Below are 18,750 nucleotides of genomic sequence, written 5' to 3' on the forward strand. Positions count from 1 at the left end.
TGTCTCGACATCCGCCTCCCACCGGACAGGCTGTGCCACGCCCGCTCCGGCTTGGCCATACTGATGCGATGACCTCGATCCTCGTACTCCTGCTTTACGTCGCGGGCATCGCGATCCTCGCGTTCGTGCTCTACACGGTGATCCGGCTGGCGGTGCGAAAGGCCATGCGCGAGCATCAGGAGTGGCTCGACACGCGGCCGACCCGGAGCAGCCCCGCTCTGGTCGAGTAAGCGACGCGCACCGCTCCTCGACCGCCCGTCTCGCGGTCAGGCCGACCGGCGCTGCAGCAGTTGCTCGATCGCGATGAGCGTGCGGAAGCTCCGCGTCATCTCGCGGGTCGACGCGAAGTTCAGCACGATCTCGGCGTCGTGCACGGGGTCGTGGAACAGGTGCGTCGCGAGCACGCCGATGTGGCCGACCGGGCGGGGGAGGCCGCGCAGCAACGGGCTGAAGCCGTCGAACCGCACCTGCATCGTGCCTGCCCCGTACCGGATGCCGGGGCGGAACCGGTTGCGCACTTCGAAGAGGTGGGCGAGGTTCGCATCGCTCACGAGCTCGCCGTGGTGCAGCGCGTGACTGAAGGTCGCGAGGTCGCCCGGCGTCGAGACGATGCCGCCGCCGGCCCAGTCGCAGCTGATGCTCGTGAACCGGCTCGCCTCGACCTTGCCGAGGCGGAACGGCGCGATCTCGGTCGTCACGACGTGCCCCACGCGAGTGCCGGCCCCGTCGCCGGGCGCGCCCGCCACCGAGCGCTCCACGATGTCGCGCGCGGGTCGGGAGAAGAACTGCACAGCGCTGTCGTCCATGCCGAGGGGCGTGAACACCCGATCCTGCAGCAGTTCGTGGAACGCTCGGCCGGTGGTCAGCTCGAGGATCCGGCCGAGCAGCACGTACCCCGTGTCCGAGTAGGCGAACCGCCCGCCGGGGCGCCCGATGGGTCGCTGGCGTTCGCGGCTGAAGTCGAGCAGCTGCGGCGGCGTCCAGAGCCGATCGGGCTCGGCGAGCACGAGGTCCAGCATCCGCGGGCCGCTCGTGACGGCGCCGCCGAAGTAGTCGGCGACGCCCGCCGTGTGCGTGAGCAGGTGGTGCACGGTCGCGCCGCCCGCGGCATCCGCTGTTCCCTCGATCTCGAAGAGGCCCGCGAGCTCGTCGTGGGGGAGGAGCGCGCTGACGGGCGTGTCGACCGTGAACGCGCCGGCTTCGACGAGCTGCATGATGAGCGTCGCGGTGAAGGTCTTGCCGATGCTCGCGACGTGGAACCGCTGGCGGTGGTCGCCGAAGCGGTAGTCGAGGCCGAGTCGTTCGGAACGCACCGCGACCTGCGGCGCGCCGAGGTAGCCGCGCCGGTGCGTGATCCGGGCGAGGTGCGCGTCGAGCTGTTCGGTGAATCCGGGGAGGTCGAGGCCGTGTCGACCAGGATTCGAGGTGGCGGGTGGCGCTGGGCGCTGGGGAACGGGCATCTGCGAGAATCCCTCCGACGGGTTGCCATTCGTGATGTCACTACTCGATACATCACGGAACGTAGCATTAGCCGCGGCCCGCCGCATCCGTCGACGACCGATCCGCGAGAGGAACCGCATGGGCAACGTGATCCTCGGCCTGCTGCTCATCGGCCCGCAGACCCTCTACTCGCTGAACAAACAGTTCGAGCAGGGCATCTCGCTCTTCTATCGCGCGAGCTATGGCAGCCTGCAGAGTGCGCTCAAGTCGCTGCTCGCGAAGGGCTACGTGAGCTTCGTCGAGAGCATCGACGGCGGCCGCAACAAGAAGACGTACACCATCACGGATGCCGGCAGTGCGGCGTTCGACGCCTGGATGCGCGCTCCCGTTGCCGGCGGAGACCTCGAGGTCGCCGCCCTCTCGAAGCTCTACCACCTCGGACTCGTCGACGACGACGACGTGCGCCAGGCGGTGCTCGACGACCTCGTCGCCGCGATCACCCACGAGCGCAACGCCCTCGAGGGAATCGCCGACCAGATCGACTCGCTCGAGGTGCCGCCCGAGTACGACCGTCTCTTCCGCTATCGCCGGGCGACGCTCGACTACGGCATCGTGTCGCATCGCGCGGGCCTCGACTGGTTCCTCGCGCTCGCAGAGGAAGAGCGCCGCCGCTGAGGCTCAGCCGCGCGGTGCGTGCGCCTCGAGGAAGGTGAACACCTCGGTCTGGTCGACGCCCGGGAACGTGCCCGTCGGCAGGGCCGCGAGCAGGCTCGTCGGGGTGCGGGCGGCCGGCCATGAGGCATCCGCCCATCGCTCGGCGAGTCCGGACGGAGCCTGGCAGCAGGCGGGGTCGGGGCAGCGTGAAACCGCACGATGGGGTGTCTCGCGGCCGCGGAACCACTTCACGTGCTCGAACGGCACGCCGACCGACACGGAGTACTCGCCCTCCTTCGCCTTCTCGATGCGCGAGGTGCACCAGAACGTGCCGGACGGAGTGTCGGTGTACTGGTACCAGGGGCTGAAGCGGTCCTCGACGTCGAACACGGTGCGCGCCGTCCAGTTGCGGCACATCGTGGTGCCCTCGATCGCGCCGAGCGCGTCGCTCGGGAAGCGGACCCGGTCGTTCTCGTAGGCCTTGATGATCGTGCCCGACTCGTGCACCTTCGTGAAGTGCACCGGGATGCCGAGGCGCGCCGTCGCGAGGTTCGTGAACCGGTGCGCCGCCGTCTCGTACGACACGGCGAACGCGTCGCGCAGGTCTTCCATCGAGATGCGGCGCAGGTTCTTCGCCTCGGTGAGGAAGCGCACGGCCGCCTGCTCGGGCAGCAGGATCGCGGCGGTCAGGTAGTTCGTCTCGATGCGCTGCCGGAGGAACTCGGCGTAGCCGCCCGGCTCCTCGTGGCCGAGCAGGTGGCTCGCGAGCGCCTGCAGGATGGGCGAGCGCGAGTCGCGCGAGGGCGACTGCGCGGTCGGCAGGTAGATGCGGCCGTTGCGCTTGTCGGTGACCGAGCGGGTCGAGTGGGGCAGGTCGCCGACGTAGTGCAGCGAATAGCCGAGGTGGCTGGCCATGTCGGCGACGAGCTGGTGCGACACCGGGCCGCCCGTGTGGCCGACGGCCTCGAGCAGCTCGGCGGCCTTCGCCTCGAGCTCGGGGTAGAAGTTGTCGCGGGCCCGCATCTCGGCGCGCAGCAGCGCGTTGGCCCGTCGCGCCTCTTCGGGCGTCGCCGCCCGTTCGCGGTGCAGCCGGTCGATCTCGTTGTGCAGCGCGAGGATCGTCGCGAGCGTCTGGTCTGTCATGCCCTTCGCGACGCGGAACGGCTCGAGCCCGAGCGCCGAGAACACGGGCCCCCGCTGCGCGCGCTCGACGGCGATCTCGAGGGCCGCGCGCTCGGACGGGGCATCGGGCTTCAGGAGCTCGTCGACCGAGGTGCCGAGTGCGAGGGCGATCGTGCGCAGCATCGACAGCCGGGGCTCGCGCTTGCCGTTCTCGATCGCGCTCACCTGGCTCGGTGCGCGATCGATCGCCGCCGCGAGCTCGCCGAGCGTCATCGAGCGCGCGGTGCGGTGCTCGCGGATGCGCCGCCCGAGCGTGAGGGCGTCGACCTCGGTGCCGGGCTCGACGTCGGCTTCGACGGCGGCGGACGCGGTGCGGGCCGGCGGGTCGAAGGCGGAGGCTCGGATGCTGCGATCGGCGGTGATCATCTCTCGATGGTCACACGCGCGTGCGGATGCCGCAAACAGAACTCTTTACGAAGTTCTGCGTCTCTGGGGCGCTGGGGTGGTTTCAGAGGTCATCGAGTCGACCGCGAGCGTGAAGCACCGAGGATGTTCTTTCGGCGGGCCCAGGCTTCACCCGGCGGGCCCAGGTTTCACCCGGCGGGCCCGGGCTTCACCCGGCGAACTGGCGTCGGGCGACGTCGGCGAGCCAGCGTTCGTAGCGCTCGATGCCCCAGCCGCTCTGGAGGACGAGCTGCTGGTGGCTCTCGGGCGACCAGAGGAACGAGAGCGCGGCCGCGGCATCCTGCGGGTCGTCGACGCCGACGGCGATGCCGCGCTCGACGAGTTGCTCGACGACGCGCAGGTAGTCGCCCCGACGTCGGGCGAGCAGGTCGTCGAGCGCGCTCGCCACGGCGGGGTCCGCGTTGGCGGCGGCGAGGAACTCCATCCACAGCGCGCTCGTGCGCGCATTGGCGGCGCCCACGAAGGCCGCGACCCCGGTGAGGAACGCGTCGTCGTCGGCTTCGGCGATGAGCTGCCGCGCCCGGTCGCTCTCGGACACGGGCGCCTCGCCCTCGGCGCCGGCGAAGGCCTGCTCGAAGGCCCCGAGCAGCAGTTCGCGCTTCGGCCCGTTGACCTTGACCGTCTCGGGGGAGACGCCGGCCCTGGCCCCGATGTCGGCGAGCGAGGTGCCGCTGTAGCCGTGCTCGGCGAAGCAGGCGGCGGCCGCCTCGAGGATGCGGCGGCGGGTCGCGGCGGCCTGCTCGGTGCGGAGGGCGGAGCGGTAGGCGCGGGTGGGGGCCTTCTCGGACATCAGGGTTCTCCCTTATTGACTAACCCATTGAGGTGGTGAATACTCCAGAACGTGATTCGATACTATCCGACCAGACAGAACCGAGGACCTCGACCATGAGCTCCGTCCTGATGACCGCCACGCCCGTGCACGGGCACGTCACCCCGCTGCTCGCGGTGGCCGCCTCGCTCGTCGCCGCGGGCGACCGCGTGCGCTTCCTCACCGGAGCGCGGTACCGCGACGCGGTGCTCGCGACCGGGGCCGAGTACCTGCCGCTGCCGCCCGCAGCCGACTACGACGACCGCGACGTGGACGCGGCATTCCCGGGGCGGCGCGGGCTCCGCGGGCCCGCCGGCATCCGCTACGACATGATCGAGATCTTCCTGAAGCCGGTGCCGGCCCAGCTCGCCGCGGTGCGTGCCGCGCTCGCGGCCGAGCCGACCGACGCGATCCTCGCCGAATCGATGTTCGCCGCCGCCGCGCTGCTTGGCGAGATCCCGCGCGACCAGCGCCCGCTGCTCGTGAACCTCGGCATCATCCCGCTGGGCATCAAGCATCCGGATGTCGCGCCGTTCGGCCTCGGCGTGCGCCCCCGCCCCGGCGGGCTCGGCCGTCTGCGCAACCGCCTGCTGACGCTGAGCGCCGAGCGCGGTGTCTTCGCCCCTGTACAGCGCTTCGCCGACGAGCTCTGCCGCACCGAGGTCGGCCGCCCGCTCGAGCGCTTCTTCCTCGACTGGCCGAGCGGCGCCGACCTGCTCGTGCAGTTCACGGTGCCCGAGTTCGAGTACCCGCGCGACGGCCTGCCCGACACGGTGCGCTTCGTCGGCCCGGTCTCGCGGGCGCGGGCGTCGACCGTGCCGCTGCCCGACTGGTGGGCCGACCTCGACGGCACCCGACCCGTCGTGCACGTCACGCAGGGCACCGTGGCCAACGCCGACTGGACCCTGATCGAGCCCACGGTGCGCGCGCTCGCCGACGACGACCTGCTCGTCGTCGTGAGCACGGGCGGACGCCCGGTCGACACGCTGCCGCGCGATCTGCCCGCCAACGTGCGAACCGCGAGCTTCCTGCCGTACGACCGCCTCCTGCCGCGCACCGACCTCATGGTCACCAACGGCGGTTACGGGGGCGTGCACTACGCGCTCGAGCACGGCGTGCCGCTCATCGTCGCCGGCCGCACCGAGGACAAGACCGAGGTGAGCGCGCGCGTGGCGTGGTCGGGTGTGGGCGTCGACCTGCGCACCGACACACCGACGCCGCGGCAGGTGGGCGACGCCGTGCGCCGGGTGATGGCCGAGCCCCGGTTCCGGCAGCGCGCCGAGCAGATCGGCGAGGCGATCCGGCGCTCGCCGGGGCCCGATGCGGTGCACGGGCTCGTCGCCGAGGCGCTGGCCTCGCGTCGTGGGGGCGAACGGGTGGGCTGAGCCTGCGGGCGGGCCGCGTGCGTCGGGGCCGAGGGTCGCGGATGTCGCAGACGACCCCTTGCCGCATCGCGCGGGTGGTGGTCTGATGGGCGGCATGGAGCACGCAACCTCGGCAGACGGCACGGCCATCGCGTACCAGGAGGTCGGCGACGGCCCGCCGGTCGTCATCGTGGGCGGGGCGTTCTCGACCGCGCAGGCGGGCGATGCGCTCGCCGCCGCCCTCGCGGATGCCGGGTTCCGCGGCGTCACCGTCGATCGGCGCGGGCGCGGCGAGAGCGGCGACACGCGCCCCTACGCGCCCGAGCGCGAGGCCGAGGACCTGGCCGCGGTCATCGAGGCCGTCGGGGGCGGGGCATCCGTGCTGGGGCATTCCTCGGGTGCGGTGCTCGCGCTGTTCGCGGCGTCGCAGGGCGTGCCCGTCACGCACCTGTTCCTGTCGGAGCCGCCGTTCCACTTCGGCGAGGGCGAGCCGGCCGCCGATCTGCCCGAGCGGCTGCAAGCGCTCGTCGACACCGGTGAGACCGCCGAGGCGGTCACGACGTTCCAGCGCGAGGGGGTGGGCCTGCCCGACGCGCTCATCGCGCAGATCCGCGAGAGCCCGCTGTTCGACTCGCTCGTGCCCCTCGCGCAGTCGGTGGTCTACGACGCGCTGCTGACGCGGCAGGTCTCGACGCCGACCGAGGCCATGACGCGCGTCGACCTGCCGGTGACGATCTTCCGCGGGGAGCCGACGTTCCCCGTGCTCGTGCGATCGACCGACCTGCTCGCCGCGGCGATGCCCGGGGCCGAGCTCGTGGTCGTGCCCGAATCGCACGACCACTCCGTCGACCCCGCGGGCACCGTGCGCGAGATCGAGCGGCGGCTGCGCGGCGATTGAGGCGCGGCGACCGACGCGGCGCGCTGCGCGGCGCGCTGCGTGGCGTCGGCGCCCGGACGCAATACCAAACGTGATTCGTGTTGACACGCACGGCACCGGTGCCGGATGCTGTGCTGACCCCCAACCCGAACACGTCACGCTGGAGTGCCATGAAGCCGGCCCGTCGTCCCTCGGTCGCGCTCGCCGCGATGCTGCTCCTCGTCATCGTGCAGGCCGCGATCGATCCGTCGGGCCTGCTCGCGCTGGTCGGCTGGCCGGGCGGCACGCTCCGCACCGACGTCGGCATCTGGCCGTTCGCGCCCTACGTCGTGTTCCTGCCCGTGCTGCTCGCGATGACCTGGTGGGCGGCGCGGCGCGCGGGCGAGCGCTACTGGACCCTCGTCGCGGGCCTCGTGCTCGCCGTGCTGCTCGCGCAGGCGGCGGCCTGTCTCGTGATGACGTGGGATCCGGTGCTCTCCGCCTGGGGTGCAGGCTACGTGCTCGGCAAGGCGGTGCCTGCGGCCCTCATCGTCGCCGCGCTCGCGCGCTGGTTCGGCGGCCCGACCGAGCGCATGGTCGCCCCCGTGGCCGGGCTCGCCCGCACCTGGCCGGTGGCCGTCGTCTTCGCGGCGATCGCGCCGCTCGTCTCGGGGTACTGGTGGACCGGCGCCGTCTACGCCGACGGCGTTCCCGTGGCCCGCATGGACCGGGGCCCCGTCTCGCTCCTCGTCGCGGTCGTCGTGCTCGCGGCGGCGACCGCGCTCTGCCTGCGCTGGATGCGCGCCCGGGTGCCGGGCTTGCTCGGCGGATGGCTCGCCGCCCTCGTCGCCGGAGGCATGCTCGGCGTGGTGCAGGCGCTCGTCGCGTTCGTCGTCGACGGCGGCCTCGACGGCGGGCTGTGGCCGCTCATGGCGGCATACGTCGCGATCGCCGACGGGCTCTCGTTCGGCGCCTGCCTCGGGTGGATCGTCTGGGTCGGGGCGCTCGTCGTCGACCGCGTGCTCGAGCGCTCCGAGCGCGGCGCCGAGCGCTCGGCGCGTTCGTTGCGTGCCGTGCAGCTGGCCGCGGCGGTCGTCGCCGTCGTCGCGCTCGCCGCCGCCCTCGTGCTGCCGTCCGCCCTCGCGCAGACCGCGTCGGCGCAGCCGCAGGCATCCGCCGCCCTGCCCGAGGACATGCTGCGCGCCGACGGCGACCGCATCGTCGACGGCGCCGGCGACCAGGTGCTGCTGCGCGGCGTGAACGTCAACCAGCTCGTCGACTTCTACCAGCCCCAGCCCGACGTGCCCGCGACGCGCCCGCTGACCGAGGCCGACTTCGCCGGCATGGAGGCGAACGGGTTCGACGTGGTGCGGCTCGGGTTCTCGTGGTCGGCCCTCGAGCCCGAGCGCGGCGAGCTCGACCAGGACTACCTCGACCGCATCGTGGAGGCGGTCGGATGGGCGAAGCAGTACGGCATGTACACGGTGCTCGACATGCACCAGGACGGCTGGTGGGCCGGCGCCACTCCCGAGGGCGAGACGTGCCGGCCGGGCACCGACCCCATGTGGGGCTACGACGGCGCACCCGAGTGGGCGACCCTCACCGACGGCGCGCCCCGGTGTTCGTTCACGGGGCGCGACATCTCGCCCGCCGGCGACCGCGCGTTCCAGCACTTCTACTTCGATACCGACGACGTGCAGACGGCCCTCGTCGACACCTGGGGCGAGCTCGCGAAGGTGTTCCGCGACGAGCCAGCGGTCGCCGGGTACGACCTGCTGAACGAGCCCGGCTTCGGCGAGACCGCCCCGGTCACCACCGCCCTGCAGCTCGGCCGGTTCACCGACCGCGCGATCGACGAGATTCGGGCGAACGGCGGGCAGCAGATCGTGTTCGTCGAGCCCAGCATCTTCTGGTCGGGACTCGGCTTCGACAGCGGGCCGATCCTGCGCGACGAGCCCGACCGCAACATCGTCTTCTCGCCGCACCTGTACGCCGAATCGATCACCATGGACCGCTCACTCGGTCTGCCGCCCATCGTGAGCATCGAGCGGCAGTTCAAGCTCGCCGAACGCGTCGCCGCGAACTACGACGCGCCCCTCTGGTCGGGCGAGTACGGGTACTGGGGCGAGCCCGACGACGTCGTCGCCAGGCTCGAGCGATACGCCGACGCCGAAGACGAGTACCTGCTCGGCAGCGCCTACTGGGTGTGGAAGCAGGCCTGCGGCGACCCGCAGAACGGCATCGGCCCGACCGGCAATGGCCTCATGGTGCAGGACTGCGAGACCGGCGACGACGCGCCGCCGCGCACCGACCTGCTCGACATCCTGAAGCGCGCCTACCCGCGAACGGCCCCCGGCGAGCTCACCTCGCTCGAGGCCGACGGGGCGGCGTTCGAACTGACCGGCACCGTCGACGGCGACTCGTGCGGCCTGGACGTCTGGGTGCCGGGCGCCGACGAGCCCGACGTCGTCTCGGTCGGCATCACCGACCTGCACGTCGCGCAGGCGCCCCGTTCGCCCGCCGCCTGGCGCATCACCGGGTGCGCATCGGGCGACTACTCGCTCGCGACGCGGCGCTGACGCGGGCGGGCCGGCTGCGGCATCCGCTCGCCGCCGGGCAGATCGCCGGTGCCGGGCAGATCGCCGGTGCCGGGCCGCTCGGCGGCGCCCAGCCGCGGCTCAGGCCGCGCCGAGCAGTTCGTCGACGCTGACGACCTCGGCATAGCTGTCGCCGAGGGCGGCCATGAACGCCGCGTGCACCTGGGAGGCGGGCACGGTCGCCTCGCCGAATCTCAGGTCGGGGGCGGCGCACGCGTCGTGCGCGACCGTCACGGAGTAGCCGCGGTCGGCGGCCGCCCGCACGGTCGCGTCGACGCACATGCTCGACATCATGCCGACGATCACGACGCCGTCGGCATCCGCGCCGGCCGCGCGCAGCCGCTCGTCGAGGTCGGTGCCGAGGAACGCGTTCGGCTTCGCCTTGACGACGACCGGCTCGCCGCCGGCGGGGGCGACGAGCGGGTGGATCTCGACGCCGTGCGTGCCGGGGGCGAAGAACGCGGCGTCGGGGGCGTCCCACACGTGCTGCACGTGCACCACGGGCTGGCCGGCCTCGCGGTGCGAGGCCAGCAGTCGGGCGGCGGCGGTGGCAGCGGCATCCGGCCCCACGAGTGGATGCCGACCGCCCGCGAAGTAGTCGTTCTGGATGTCGATGATCACGAGCGTGCGGGTCATGCGCCCACGCTACGCGCTCGCGAGGATCGCCGCCCGGGCCTGTGCGTGCTCGGCCTCGCTGATCGTGCCCGCTCGCCGCAACGCGTCGACGCGAGCCAGCCTCGCCTCGATGCCCTCGGCCGGGGCCAGCAGATCGCTGTCGAGAGCCCGCACCGCGAGATCGGTCTCCATGGTCATGAGGTCGTGCCCGGAGGCCTTCGCGCGGCGGGCGTTGCGCACGATCGAGACGATGACCACCACGAAGACCGTGGCGACCACGAGCGACACCAACACGAACACGATGCCGAAGACGACGCCGAATGCGCCGAACGCGGCGAACGCGTCGAAGGGGCCGGGCAGCAGCGGATCGCCGGGGTAGTCGTCGGGCATCGCGTTCCTCTCTCTGCGCCGTGCAGCGGTGCACGGCGTGCGATGAACCTACAGCATCGCGGCGTCGGATGCCTCGTACACGCACTCGCCCTCGACCCAGGTCTGCAGCACCCGGGTCTCGCCGATCGCGGAGGCGGGCCCCGCGAACGGGTCGCGGTCGAGCACCACGAGGTCGGCGTGCTTGCCGACCTCGACGGTGCCGGTCACGTCGTCGAGGTGGTTCACGTACGCCGAGCCCGCCGTGTAGGCGGTCAGCGAGGTGGCGAGGTCGATGGCCTGCTCGGGCAGGAACACGTCGAACTCGCCCTCCTCGTAGCCGGGCGCCGAGACGCGGTTGACGGCCACGTGGATCGCCGCCATCGGGTTCGGCGTCGACACCGACCAGTCGCTGCCCGCCGCGAGCACCGCGCCCGAACGCATCAGGTCGCCGAACGGGTACTGCCAGGCATCCCGCGGCGAACCGAGGAACGGCAGCGTGAGCTCGACCATCTGCGGCTCGAGCGCGGCCCACAGTGACTGCATGTTCGCCACGACGCCGAGCTCGCGGAACCGGGCGATGTCGTCGGGGTGCACGACCTGGATGTGCGCGATGTGGTGGCGGTGGTCGTTGCGGCCGTTCGCCCCGATGGCGTGCTCGACGGCGTCGAGGCACTCGCGCACCGCACGGTCGCCGATCGCGTGGAAGTGCAGCTGGAACCCGAGCTCGTCGAGCCGGGCCGCGGCCGGGTTCAGCACGGCAGGGTCGACGAACGAGATGCCCGAGTTGTCGGTGAAGTGGCCGTGCCCGTCGCAGTACGGCTCGAGCATCGAGGCGGTGAAGTTCTCGGCCACGCCGTCCTGCATGATCTTGATGCTGGTGGCCGCGAACCGGCCGCCGCGATACGCGTCGCGCTTGGCGACGAGGTCGTCGATCTGCTCGAGCCCGCGCAGGCGGTCCCACCAGATCGCGCCGACGACGCGCCCCGTGAGCTTCCCGGCGTCGGCCGCGGCGACGTACGCGGGCCCGGGGTCGCCGGCGTCGCCGTAGCTGCCGACGATCGCGTCCTGCCACGCGGTGATGCCGAACGAGTGCAGGTACTCCTGCCCGAGCAGGAGCGCCTGCATGAGTTCCTCGTCGGTGGTGCGCGGCAGCAGGCGGTTCACGAGGCCCATCGCGCCCTCGTGCAGGGTTCCGGATGCCTCGCCCGAGGCATCCCGCTCGATGCGCCCGTCCGAGGGGTCGGGCGTGCCGGCGTCGATGCCCGCGAGGCGCAGCGCGGCCGAGTTGACCCAGGCGCCGTGGCCGTCGCGGTTCGGCAGGAACGCGGGACGATCGGGCACGACCGAGTCGAGGTCGGCGGCCGTGGGCGTGCCGCCCGGGAACGCCGACATCGACCAGCCGCCGCCGAGCACCCACTCGGTGTCGGGGTTCGCGTCGGCGTAGGCCTTGATCGCGGCCAGGTACTCGTCGCGCGTCTCGAGCTCGGCGAGGTTGCAGCGCATGAGGTCGAGCCCGCCCCACACCGGGTGCACATGCGCGTCCTGGAACCCGGGCACGAGCATCCGGCCGGCGAGGTCGACGTGCCGCGTATCGGGCCCGATCAGCTCGCGCACCTCGTCGTGGCCGACGGCGACGATGCGGCCGTCGGTCACGGCGACCGCGGTGGCCCGCGTGCGCTGGGTCGTCGCGGTGAAGACGGGACCGCCCGAGAAGACGAGGTCGGCGTGGGTCATGGTGTTGGTCCTCAATCGTGGGATCGGTGGTCGAGGAGCGACGGAGGCGCGGCTCGAGACCTGGATCTCGAGACGGCCTGCGGCCTCCTCGATCGGCGGGAATGGGTGGTCGAGGAGCGACGGAGGAGCGTCTCGAGACCTGGATCTCGAGACGGCCTCCGGCCTCCTCGATCGGCGAGCGGACGGCCTGCGGCCTGGCCTCAGCCGCCGGCCATGGTGCGCGCGATCTGCGTCGCCGAGTCGCCGGCGCGTCTCAGCACGTAGGCCACGAGCGCAAGAGCGCCGAGGGTGAGCAGCAGCATGAGCGTGGAGACGGCCGCGATCTCGGGCCGGAGCCCGCTGCGGAGCGCGCTCAGCACGTACACGGGCCACGGCGTCGATCCGGAGACCTGCACGAACGAGGCCACGATCGTGTTGTCGAGCGAGAGCGTGAACGACAGCAGCGCGCCCGCGAGCACGGCCGGCATGGCGAGCGGCATCGTCACTCGGCGGAACGTCGTGAACGGGGTGGCGTACAGGTCGGCGGAGGCCTCTTCGAGCTGCTCGTCGAGGCCGACGAGGCGTGCCCGCACGATGTACGTGACGACCGCGGTCGCGAACAGCGAGTGGCCGATGACGAGGCGCACGGTGCCGTCGTTGAAGATGCCGATGCCGAGGTCCTGGCCGAGGAACACGAGCCACGGCAGCAACGCCACCGCGTCGACGATCTCGGGCGTCACCGACACGAGCAGCAGCAGCCCGACGAACCAGAACATCCATTTGCCGGGGCGGCGCGCGAGCGCGATGCCCGCGAGCGTGCCGAGCAGGGTCGCGACGAGGGCTGCGATGACGCCGGTTCGCAGCGACACCATGACCGACTCCTGGATCGCCGGTTTCGTGAAGATCGTCAGGTACGGGTCGATGCCGAAGCTGTCCCACGCGATGAGCAGGCGCCCCGTGTTGAACGAGTACACGATGATCACGAGGATCGGCGCGAACAGGAACAGGAAGACGAGCACGGCCCACACGGTCATGCCGAGGTCGAGCAGCGAACGCCGGCGGCGTCGACGCGGTGCGGATGCCCCGCCACGGCCGTCCGAGGCATCCGGAGCCCCGTTCGGGCCGATGCCCGTCGCCGCGACCGCGCTGGTGTCGGGCGCGCTGCTCACGGTGCTGTTCGTCATCGTGCTTCCTCCAACGTGACGGTGTAGCGGTTGCGGAACGGCAGGGCGACCAACCAGAGCAGGCCGCCGATCACCGCCGCCGAGGCCATGATCACGAGGATCAGGAGCACCGCCATCGCGGAGCCGAGGGCCCAGTTCTGCGCCGTCTGGAACTGGCTCGCGACGAGCTGGCCGACCATGTTGCCCTGTGCGCCGCCGAGCACGGTCGCCGTGATGTAGTCGCCCATGAGGGGGATGTAGACGAGCAGCGCACCCACGATGATGCCGGGCCGGGCGAGCGGGATCGTGACGCGCACGAACGTCGAGAACCGGTTCGCGCCGAGGTCCTTGCTGGCCTCGCGGAGCGAGTCGCCCACGCGGTCGAACGCCACGTACAGCGGCAGGATCATGAGCGGCAGGTAGTTGTAGACCACGCCGAGCAGCACCGCGGAACGCGTGTAGAGGATCTCGAGCGGCGCGTCGGTCAGGCCGATGCCCTGGAGCAGGTTCGAGAACCAGCCCTCGGGGGCGAGGATGATCTGCCAGCCGATCGTGCGCACGAGGAAGTTCGCCCAGTACGGCACCATCACGATCGCGATGAGGAGCCCGCGGATCGACGGCGGGGACTTCACCGCCATCCAGTACGCGACCGGGAGGCCGATGAGCAGGCAGATCACCGTGCCCGTGATGCCCACCCACAGCGTGTTCAGGAACACGTCGAAGAAGGTCGGCGTCAGCGCCTCCGCGTACCGGTCGAACGAGAGGATGTCGTTCGCGTGCGTGCCGAACAGCCCGGGCTTGTAGCCGAAGCTGAACCAGATCACCGCGCCCACCGGGAGCACGAAGAACAGGATCAACCACGTCCAGGCCGGAACGGCGAGGCCGAACCGCAGGTTACGCACCGGCGGCAGCCTTCGCCTTGTTCCAGATGTCGACGGTGCGCTGCTGAGCCTCGTTCACCTCGCCGTCGTGCATGGTCGCGAGCTGCTCGGGCGTGAAGAACACCAGGTCGAGCATCTCGAGGCCCTCGGCCTGGGCGGCATCCTCGATGCCGGCCGCACCCGTGTGGTAGCCGATGTAGTCGACCTGCAGGAGCTGGTTCTCGGGCACCATCGTGTAGTCGATGAACGCGTGCGCCGCCTCGGGGTTCGCCGCTCCGACCGGGATCGCCCAGTTGTCCATCCACAGCTCGGTCGCGGGCGAGCCCAGCACCCACTGCCAGCGGTCGGGGTCGGGGCTCTCGAGGATGCCGATGCGGGCGTCCCCGTTCCACGACTGCATGAGCACCTGCGTGGCCTGCGGGATCGCCTGGCCGCCCGGGTAGGAGTCGAACGCCGCGATGTTCGGGGCGAGCGTGTTGACGATGAAGTCCTCGCACGCGTCGATGTCGGCGGCGTCGGTCGTGTTCCAGTCGATGCCGTTCGCCCAGTAGTAGATGCCGGTGACCTCGGCGGGGTCGTCGAGCACGCTCGTCTTGCCGCTGGCCTCGTTCTGCGCCGCGTCGAGGAAGTCGCTCCACGTCTTGAGCTCGCGCTTGATGACCGTCTTGTCGTAGACGAACCCGGTCGTGCCCCACGCCTTGCAGATCGAGTACGCGTTGTCGGGGTCCCAGCCGCGGCCGAGGAACTCGGGGTCCATGAACTCGAGGTTGGGCAGCAGGTCCTTGTTCAGCTCCTGCAGCAGGCCGTTCTCGACCATCTGCGGGATGAACGCGCCCGTCGGCACGACGATGTCGTAGCCGCTCGTGCCCTTGGCCGCGACGAGCTTCGAGATGAGCTCCTCGTTCGAGCCGTAGGAGTCGAACCGCACCTTCGGGCCGAGCTCGGCGGTGAACGCCTCGACGACGTCGGGGGAGTCGTAGTCGCCCCACGAGTAGATGCTCAGGTTCTTCTCGAGCGCGCCGCCGGTGGCCTGGGGGCCGGCCGATGTGCCGCCGCCCGGCGTGCACGCCGCGAGGAGGCCGACGCTGCCGGCCGCGGCGGCGAAGCTCAGGAAGCGGCGGCGGGACAGCTCGCGTCGGATGATCGGGGTCGCCTCCGCGCTGGCGAGGATACGGAGGGGGGACTGTTCAGCCATGTTCGCTCCAGAGTTCGGGTCGGTGGGTTCGGGGCTGGGGATGGATCGGGTCAGTTGGTCGGGGGTTCGACGTACCCGGCTTCGGCGGCCGCGGCGTCGAGGGCGAAGAGCTGGACGCTCTCGGTGCGCCACGAGCAGACGACCTCGTCGCCGACCGCGAGCCGCGGGGCATCCGGGGTCGGCCGGCGGGCGATGACGCTCAGGTCGTCGCCGACGCGCACGAGGTACTGCATGGTCTCGCCGAGGTGCGAGACCCCGATGAGCGTGCCCCGCACGAGGTTGGGCCGGGTCGGGGCGTCTTCGCCCGCGGCGGAGGCATCCGCCACCTCGACGAACTCGGGGCGGATCGCGGCCTGCGCGACGGAGCCCGCGGGCAGGTCGGGTCGCGCCGTCGTCGCCTGCACGATGCCGTGCGCCGTCGCGATGCCGTCGCGGGAGGCGGTGAGCGCGCCCTCGATGAAGTTCTGCTGTCCGACGAACGCCGCGACGTACGCGGAACTCGGGCGCGCGTAGACCGTGTCGGCGTCGGCGAGCTGCTCGATGCGGCCGTCGCGCATGATGGCGATGCGGTCGCTCATCGAGAGCGCCTCGCCCTGGTCGTGCGTGACGAAGACGAACGTGATGCCGAGCCGGGACTGGAGCAGCTTGAGCTCGAGCTGCATCTCTTCTCGGAGCTGGCGGTCGAGCGCGCCGAGCGGCTCGTCGAGCAGGAGCACCGACGGGCGGTTCACGAGCGCCCTCGCGAGCGCGATGCGCTGCTGCTGGCCGCCCGAGAGCTGCGTGGACTTGCGGTCGGCGAAGCGGCGCATCTGCACGAGGTCGAGCGCCGAGGCGACCCGCTCGCGGATCTCGGCCTTGGGGGTGCGGCGCTGCTGCAGCCCGTAGGCGACGTTCTCGGCCACGCTCATGTGCGGGAAGAGCGCGTACGCCTGGAACACCGTGTTGACGTCGCGCCGGTAGGCGGGCACGCCGAGCACGGAACGTCCGGAGACGCGGATGTCGCCGGCGTCGGGCTGCTCGAAGCCCGCGATCATGCGCAGCGTCGTCGTCTTGCCGCAGCCCGACGGGCCGAGCAGCGAGATGAACTCGCCCGGTTCGATCGAGAGCGACATCTCGCGCACCGCCGTCGCCTCGCCGTAGTGCTTCGTGACGCCGTCGAGCACCACGGCACCCGGGCCCTCGACGGGGTCGGTGCCGGTCCGGCCGGACTCGGTCGTCATCGTGGTGCTCACCAAGTGGCCTCCGTTCATCGTGACGCAGCTATGCGTACGCGTTGCGCCATTCAAACCGTGCGCCGGCGCCGAAGCAATGGGCGCGGGTCCGAATGGGACAAACCATCGCACGGATCCGGGGTGCCTGACAGATCGTCCGGCCGGTCGTTACACAGACGAAACCTGCTGGGGTCGCCGCGCAGCGGAGCGTCAGGCGAAGCCGAACACGGGCGGGAAGACGAGCACGAGCGCGCCCGCCCACGCGAGGTACACGGGCAGATACGCGGTCTGCCATCGCTCCAGCGCGGCGAAGCCGGTGCGCCGACGCAGGAACCCGATCTGGAGCAGGGTCGCCCATGCGAGGTTCGCCAGCAGGATCAGGTTGAGCCCGAGGGAGGCGGTCTTGTTGGCGCTGAACCCGAACTCGCCGGTGCGCGCGACCATCGCGACGAGGACGATGAGGTCGACGGCGAGCGCCGCCCCGAGCAGGACGAGCAGCAGCCGGTCGAACCAGCCCGGCGGCAGCAGCGGATCGCGAGCCGACAGCGAGTAGACGAGGAGGGCGACCACGACGACGAGCACGAGGTCGAAGGCGATGAGCAGGTCGCGGTTCGCGTCGACCACGTTCCACTGCACGAGCGCCGCGACGATGAGCGCGAGCATCATGAGCGTGACCAGCGGCGTGAACACCCGCGTGAGCACGGGAGCGATGTTCTCGATCACGCGCTGCTTCGCCTCGACGAGCCAGGCGGCCACGAGCACCGCTCCGGCAGCGCCGCACGGCAGCACCCACTCGCCGACGAACGCCGACACGTCGACGTCGATCGACGCGAACACGGCGACGGTGAGCGCGCTGAGCGCCCCGCCGACGAGGGCGATGAGCACCGCGTACACCGCCCACTCGCCGCTGAACCGCACGAAGTGCATGCGCGCGTCGCTGCTGCGCCACGCCCCGCCCGCCTCGACCGCGCCGACGACGAGCCAGAGCCCGACGCACGAGCCGATCATGGCGAGGAGCCCGGTCGCGGTGGACAGCGCACCCGCGGAGGAACCATCGGGCGCCGCGAAGGGGTACAGGTTCAGCGCGAGCCCGGCGACGACGAACGCGGCGCCCGCGCCCGCGCCGATCATGGTCGCGGCCCGGGGGCGCCGGCGCCAGGCGAACCACAGGGCGAGGAACGGGAGCACGGTGACGGCGACATTGAGCCATGCCGCGGGCACGCCCGCCGCGAACTGCACCGTCTTGACGGCGAGGCCCGCGCCGACGCCGAGGAGGAGGGCGACGGCGAGCCCGTTCGCACGCCGGAACAGGGGGAGCGGCTCGCCCGGGGCATCCGTCGCCCGCGCGTCCTCGGCGCCGCCCCCGTCGAGCACGAGCTGCTTCCAGAGGCGTTCGGAGTGTTCGCGCGCGTACTCGCGAGAGAGGTCGTCGGTGCGGCCGAGCCGCTTCACGGCGATGAGGAACGCCTCGTCGTGGGTGAGCCCGGACGCGACGAACTGGTCCACGCGATCGAGCAGGTGGCTCTCGAGCTCGTCGACGTCGGGCTCGGTGAGGGCGTCGTGGCGCAGCATCCACCGGCGCCAGGAGGCGACGAGCGCCTCGAGGCCCGGCGTCTCGGCCTCGGCGGGCGCCACGTCAGGCCTCCCCGAAGGCGAGGCGCACGCGCGGCCCGCCGTCGTCGGGCCAGACCTTGCCGAGCACGCCCCCGACGACCGACCACTGGCGGCGCTGGTCGGCGAGCACGGCGGCCCCCTGCTCGCTCAGCCGGTAGTGCTTGCGCGGACGCCCGGCCTCGGACCGGCGCCACTCGGAGTGCACGTGGCCGAGCCGTTCGAGCCGGTGCAGCAGCGGATACAGCATGCCGTCGCTCCACTCGAGCTCGCCCTCGGAGAGGGTGGCCACGCGCTGGAGGATCGCGTAGCCGTACGACTCGCCCTCGGCGAGGATGCCGAGCACGACCGGGGTCGCTGCCGCGGCGACCAGGTCTTTGCCGATGCGCATGGGCCTCCTCGAGTCGGATGGATACCTGACAGTGCCACATACATAGTGCTGCAAGGTACATGGATCTGCAAGGTATGAACGGCGAGCGGATGCCGCAGCCGGGCCTCCGGGGCTCGAACGGCCGATCCGGGGGCGGGAATTCCGCCGCGCAGAACTTCGCCGGAAGTTCACCCCCCGGATCGTGGGTCGGACCCTGTCGGCGGCGCCCAGAGTGGATGCACGGCCACCCCGACGGCACCGCATCAGACGCCGGAGGGAACCGCACGAGACATCCGCTCGGTCCCGAACCGCAGCG

17 protein-coding genes are annotated in these 18,750 nt (G+C 71.7%); 5 read left to right on the forward strand and 12 right to left on the reverse strand.

The window, feature by feature from the left end:
* Nucleotides 1-68 precede the first annotated feature (68 nt).
* Nucleotides 69-230: a hypothetical protein gene (locus GQQ92_RS13220; protein WP_156999769.1), complete on the forward strand. Its 162-nt coding sequence runs from the start codon at nt 69-71 to the stop codon at nt 228-230.
* Nucleotides 231-266: 36 nt separating this feature from the next.
* On the opposite strand, the gene GQQ92_RS13225 is transcribed toward GQQ92_RS13220, so the two are convergent.
* Nucleotides 267-1,460: a serine hydrolase domain-containing protein gene (locus GQQ92_RS13225; protein WP_197738256.1), complete on the reverse strand. Its 1,194-nt coding sequence runs from the start codon at nt 1,458-1,460 to the stop codon at nt 267-269.
* Between the two features lie 118 nt (nt 1,461-1,578).
* Here GQQ92_RS13225 and GQQ92_RS13230 point away from each other — a divergent pair, with 118 nt between their 5' ends.
* On the forward strand, nt 1,579-2,115 hold the full coding sequence (locus GQQ92_RS13230; protein WP_197738257.1) for a PadR family transcriptional regulator: 537 nt from the start codon (nt 1,579-1,581) through the stop codon (nt 2,113-2,115).
* Between the two features lie 3 nt (nt 2,116-2,118).
* Here GQQ92_RS13230 and GQQ92_RS13235 read toward each other — a convergent pair whose 3' ends face one another.
* Both GQQ92_RS13235 and GQQ92_RS16940 read right to left on the reverse strand, forming a co-directional pair.
* A complete protein-coding gene (locus tag GQQ92_RS13235; RefSeq protein ID WP_156999772.1) occupies nt 2,119-3,642 on the reverse strand; it encodes a helix-turn-helix transcriptional regulator in 1,524 nt (507 codons plus the stop codon).
* 187 nt (nt 3,643-3,829) lie between these two features.
* Nucleotides 3,830-4,471 (reverse strand): TetR/AcrR family transcriptional regulator, encoded by a 642-nt coding sequence (locus GQQ92_RS16940; protein ID WP_156999773.1) that lies wholly within the window; start codon nt 4,469-4,471, stop codon nt 3,830-3,832.
* Nucleotides 4,472-4,566: 95 nt separating this feature from the next.
* Between GQQ92_RS16940 and GQQ92_RS13245 the strand changes: the two genes are divergently transcribed.
* The 3 genes from GQQ92_RS13245 (at nt 4,567) to GQQ92_RS13255 (ending at nt 9,288) form a co-directional block, all read left to right on the forward strand.
* Nucleotides 4,567-5,874 (forward strand): nucleotide disphospho-sugar-binding domain-containing protein, encoded by a 1,308-nt coding sequence (locus GQQ92_RS13245; RefSeq protein WP_156999774.1) that lies wholly within the window; start codon nt 4,567-4,569, stop codon nt 5,872-5,874.
* A gap of 94 nt (nt 5,875-5,968) precedes the next feature.
* A complete protein-coding gene (locus GQQ92_RS13250; protein WP_156999775.1) occupies nt 5,969-6,751 on the forward strand; it encodes an alpha/beta fold hydrolase in 783 nt (260 codons plus the stop codon).
* Nucleotides 6,752-6,900: 149 nt separating this feature from the next.
* Nucleotides 6,901-9,288, forward strand: coding sequence for a glycoside hydrolase family 5 protein (locus GQQ92_RS13255; protein WP_156999776.1), 2,388 nt, complete (start codon nt 6,901-6,903; stop codon nt 9,286-9,288).
* Between the two features lie 99 nt (nt 9,289-9,387).
* Here the strand turns inward: GQQ92_RS13255 and GQQ92_RS13260 are convergent, their stop codons facing one another.
* From GQQ92_RS13260 to GQQ92_RS13300, 9 genes are all read right to left on the reverse strand, one after another.
* Nucleotides 9,388-9,942, reverse strand: a complete 555-nt coding sequence (locus GQQ92_RS13260; protein ID WP_156999777.1) for a cysteine hydrolase family protein — start codon at nt 9,940-9,942, stop codon at nt 9,388-9,390.
* Between the two features lie 9 nt (nt 9,943-9,951).
* Nucleotides 9,952-10,311 (reverse strand): SHOCT domain-containing protein, encoded by a 360-nt coding sequence (locus tag GQQ92_RS13265; RefSeq protein ID WP_156999778.1) that lies wholly within the window; start codon nt 10,309-10,311, stop codon nt 9,952-9,954.
* A gap of 48 nt (nt 10,312-10,359) precedes the next feature.
* Nucleotides 10,360-12,024, reverse strand: a complete 1,665-nt coding sequence (locus GQQ92_RS13270) for an amidohydrolase (protein WP_156999779.1) — start codon at nt 12,022-12,024, stop codon at nt 10,360-10,362.
* Nucleotides 12,025-12,224: 200 nt separating this feature from the next.
* On the reverse strand, nt 12,225-13,187 hold the full coding sequence (locus GQQ92_RS13275) for an ABC transporter permease (RefSeq protein WP_156999780.1): 963 nt from the start codon (nt 13,185-13,187) through the stop codon (nt 12,225-12,227).
* Nucleotides 13,184-14,068, reverse strand: a complete 885-nt coding sequence (locus GQQ92_RS13280) for an ABC transporter permease (protein WP_156999781.1) — start codon at nt 14,066-14,068, stop codon at nt 13,184-13,186. The genes GQQ92_RS13275 and GQQ92_RS13280 overlap by 4 nt, the downstream gene beginning before the upstream one ends.
* Nucleotides 14,061-15,242, reverse strand: a complete 1,182-nt coding sequence (locus GQQ92_RS13285; protein WP_156999782.1) for a polyamine ABC transporter substrate-binding protein — start codon at nt 15,240-15,242, stop codon at nt 14,061-14,063. Before GQQ92_RS13285 ends, GQQ92_RS13280 begins: the two co-directional genes overlap by 8 nt.
* A gap of 50 nt (nt 15,243-15,292) precedes the next feature.
* The gene (locus tag GQQ92_RS13290) at nt 15,293-16,474 is read right to left on the reverse strand and encodes an ABC transporter ATP-binding protein (RefSeq protein WP_308206741.1); all 1,182 of its coding nucleotides are present in this window, start codon (nt 16,472-16,474) and stop codon (nt 15,293-15,295) included.
* Nucleotides 16,475-16,663: 189 nt separating this feature from the next.
* Nucleotides 16,664-18,088 (reverse strand): permease prefix domain 1-containing protein, encoded by a 1,425-nt coding sequence (locus tag GQQ92_RS13295; RefSeq protein WP_232057689.1) that lies wholly within the window; start codon nt 18,086-18,088, stop codon nt 16,664-16,666.
* 1 nt (nt 18,089) lies between these two features.
* Nucleotides 18,090-18,455, reverse strand: coding sequence for a PadR family transcriptional regulator (locus tag GQQ92_RS13300; RefSeq protein WP_156999783.1), 366 nt, complete (start codon nt 18,453-18,455; stop codon nt 18,090-18,092).
* Between the last annotated feature and the right edge of the window lie 295 nt (nt 18,456-18,750).

It is taken from the genome of Agromyces terreus (assembly GCF_009749465.1).
In the GTDB taxonomy this organism is placed as follows: domain Bacteria; phylum Actinomycetota; class Actinomycetes; order Actinomycetales; family Microbacteriaceae; genus Agromyces; species Agromyces terreus.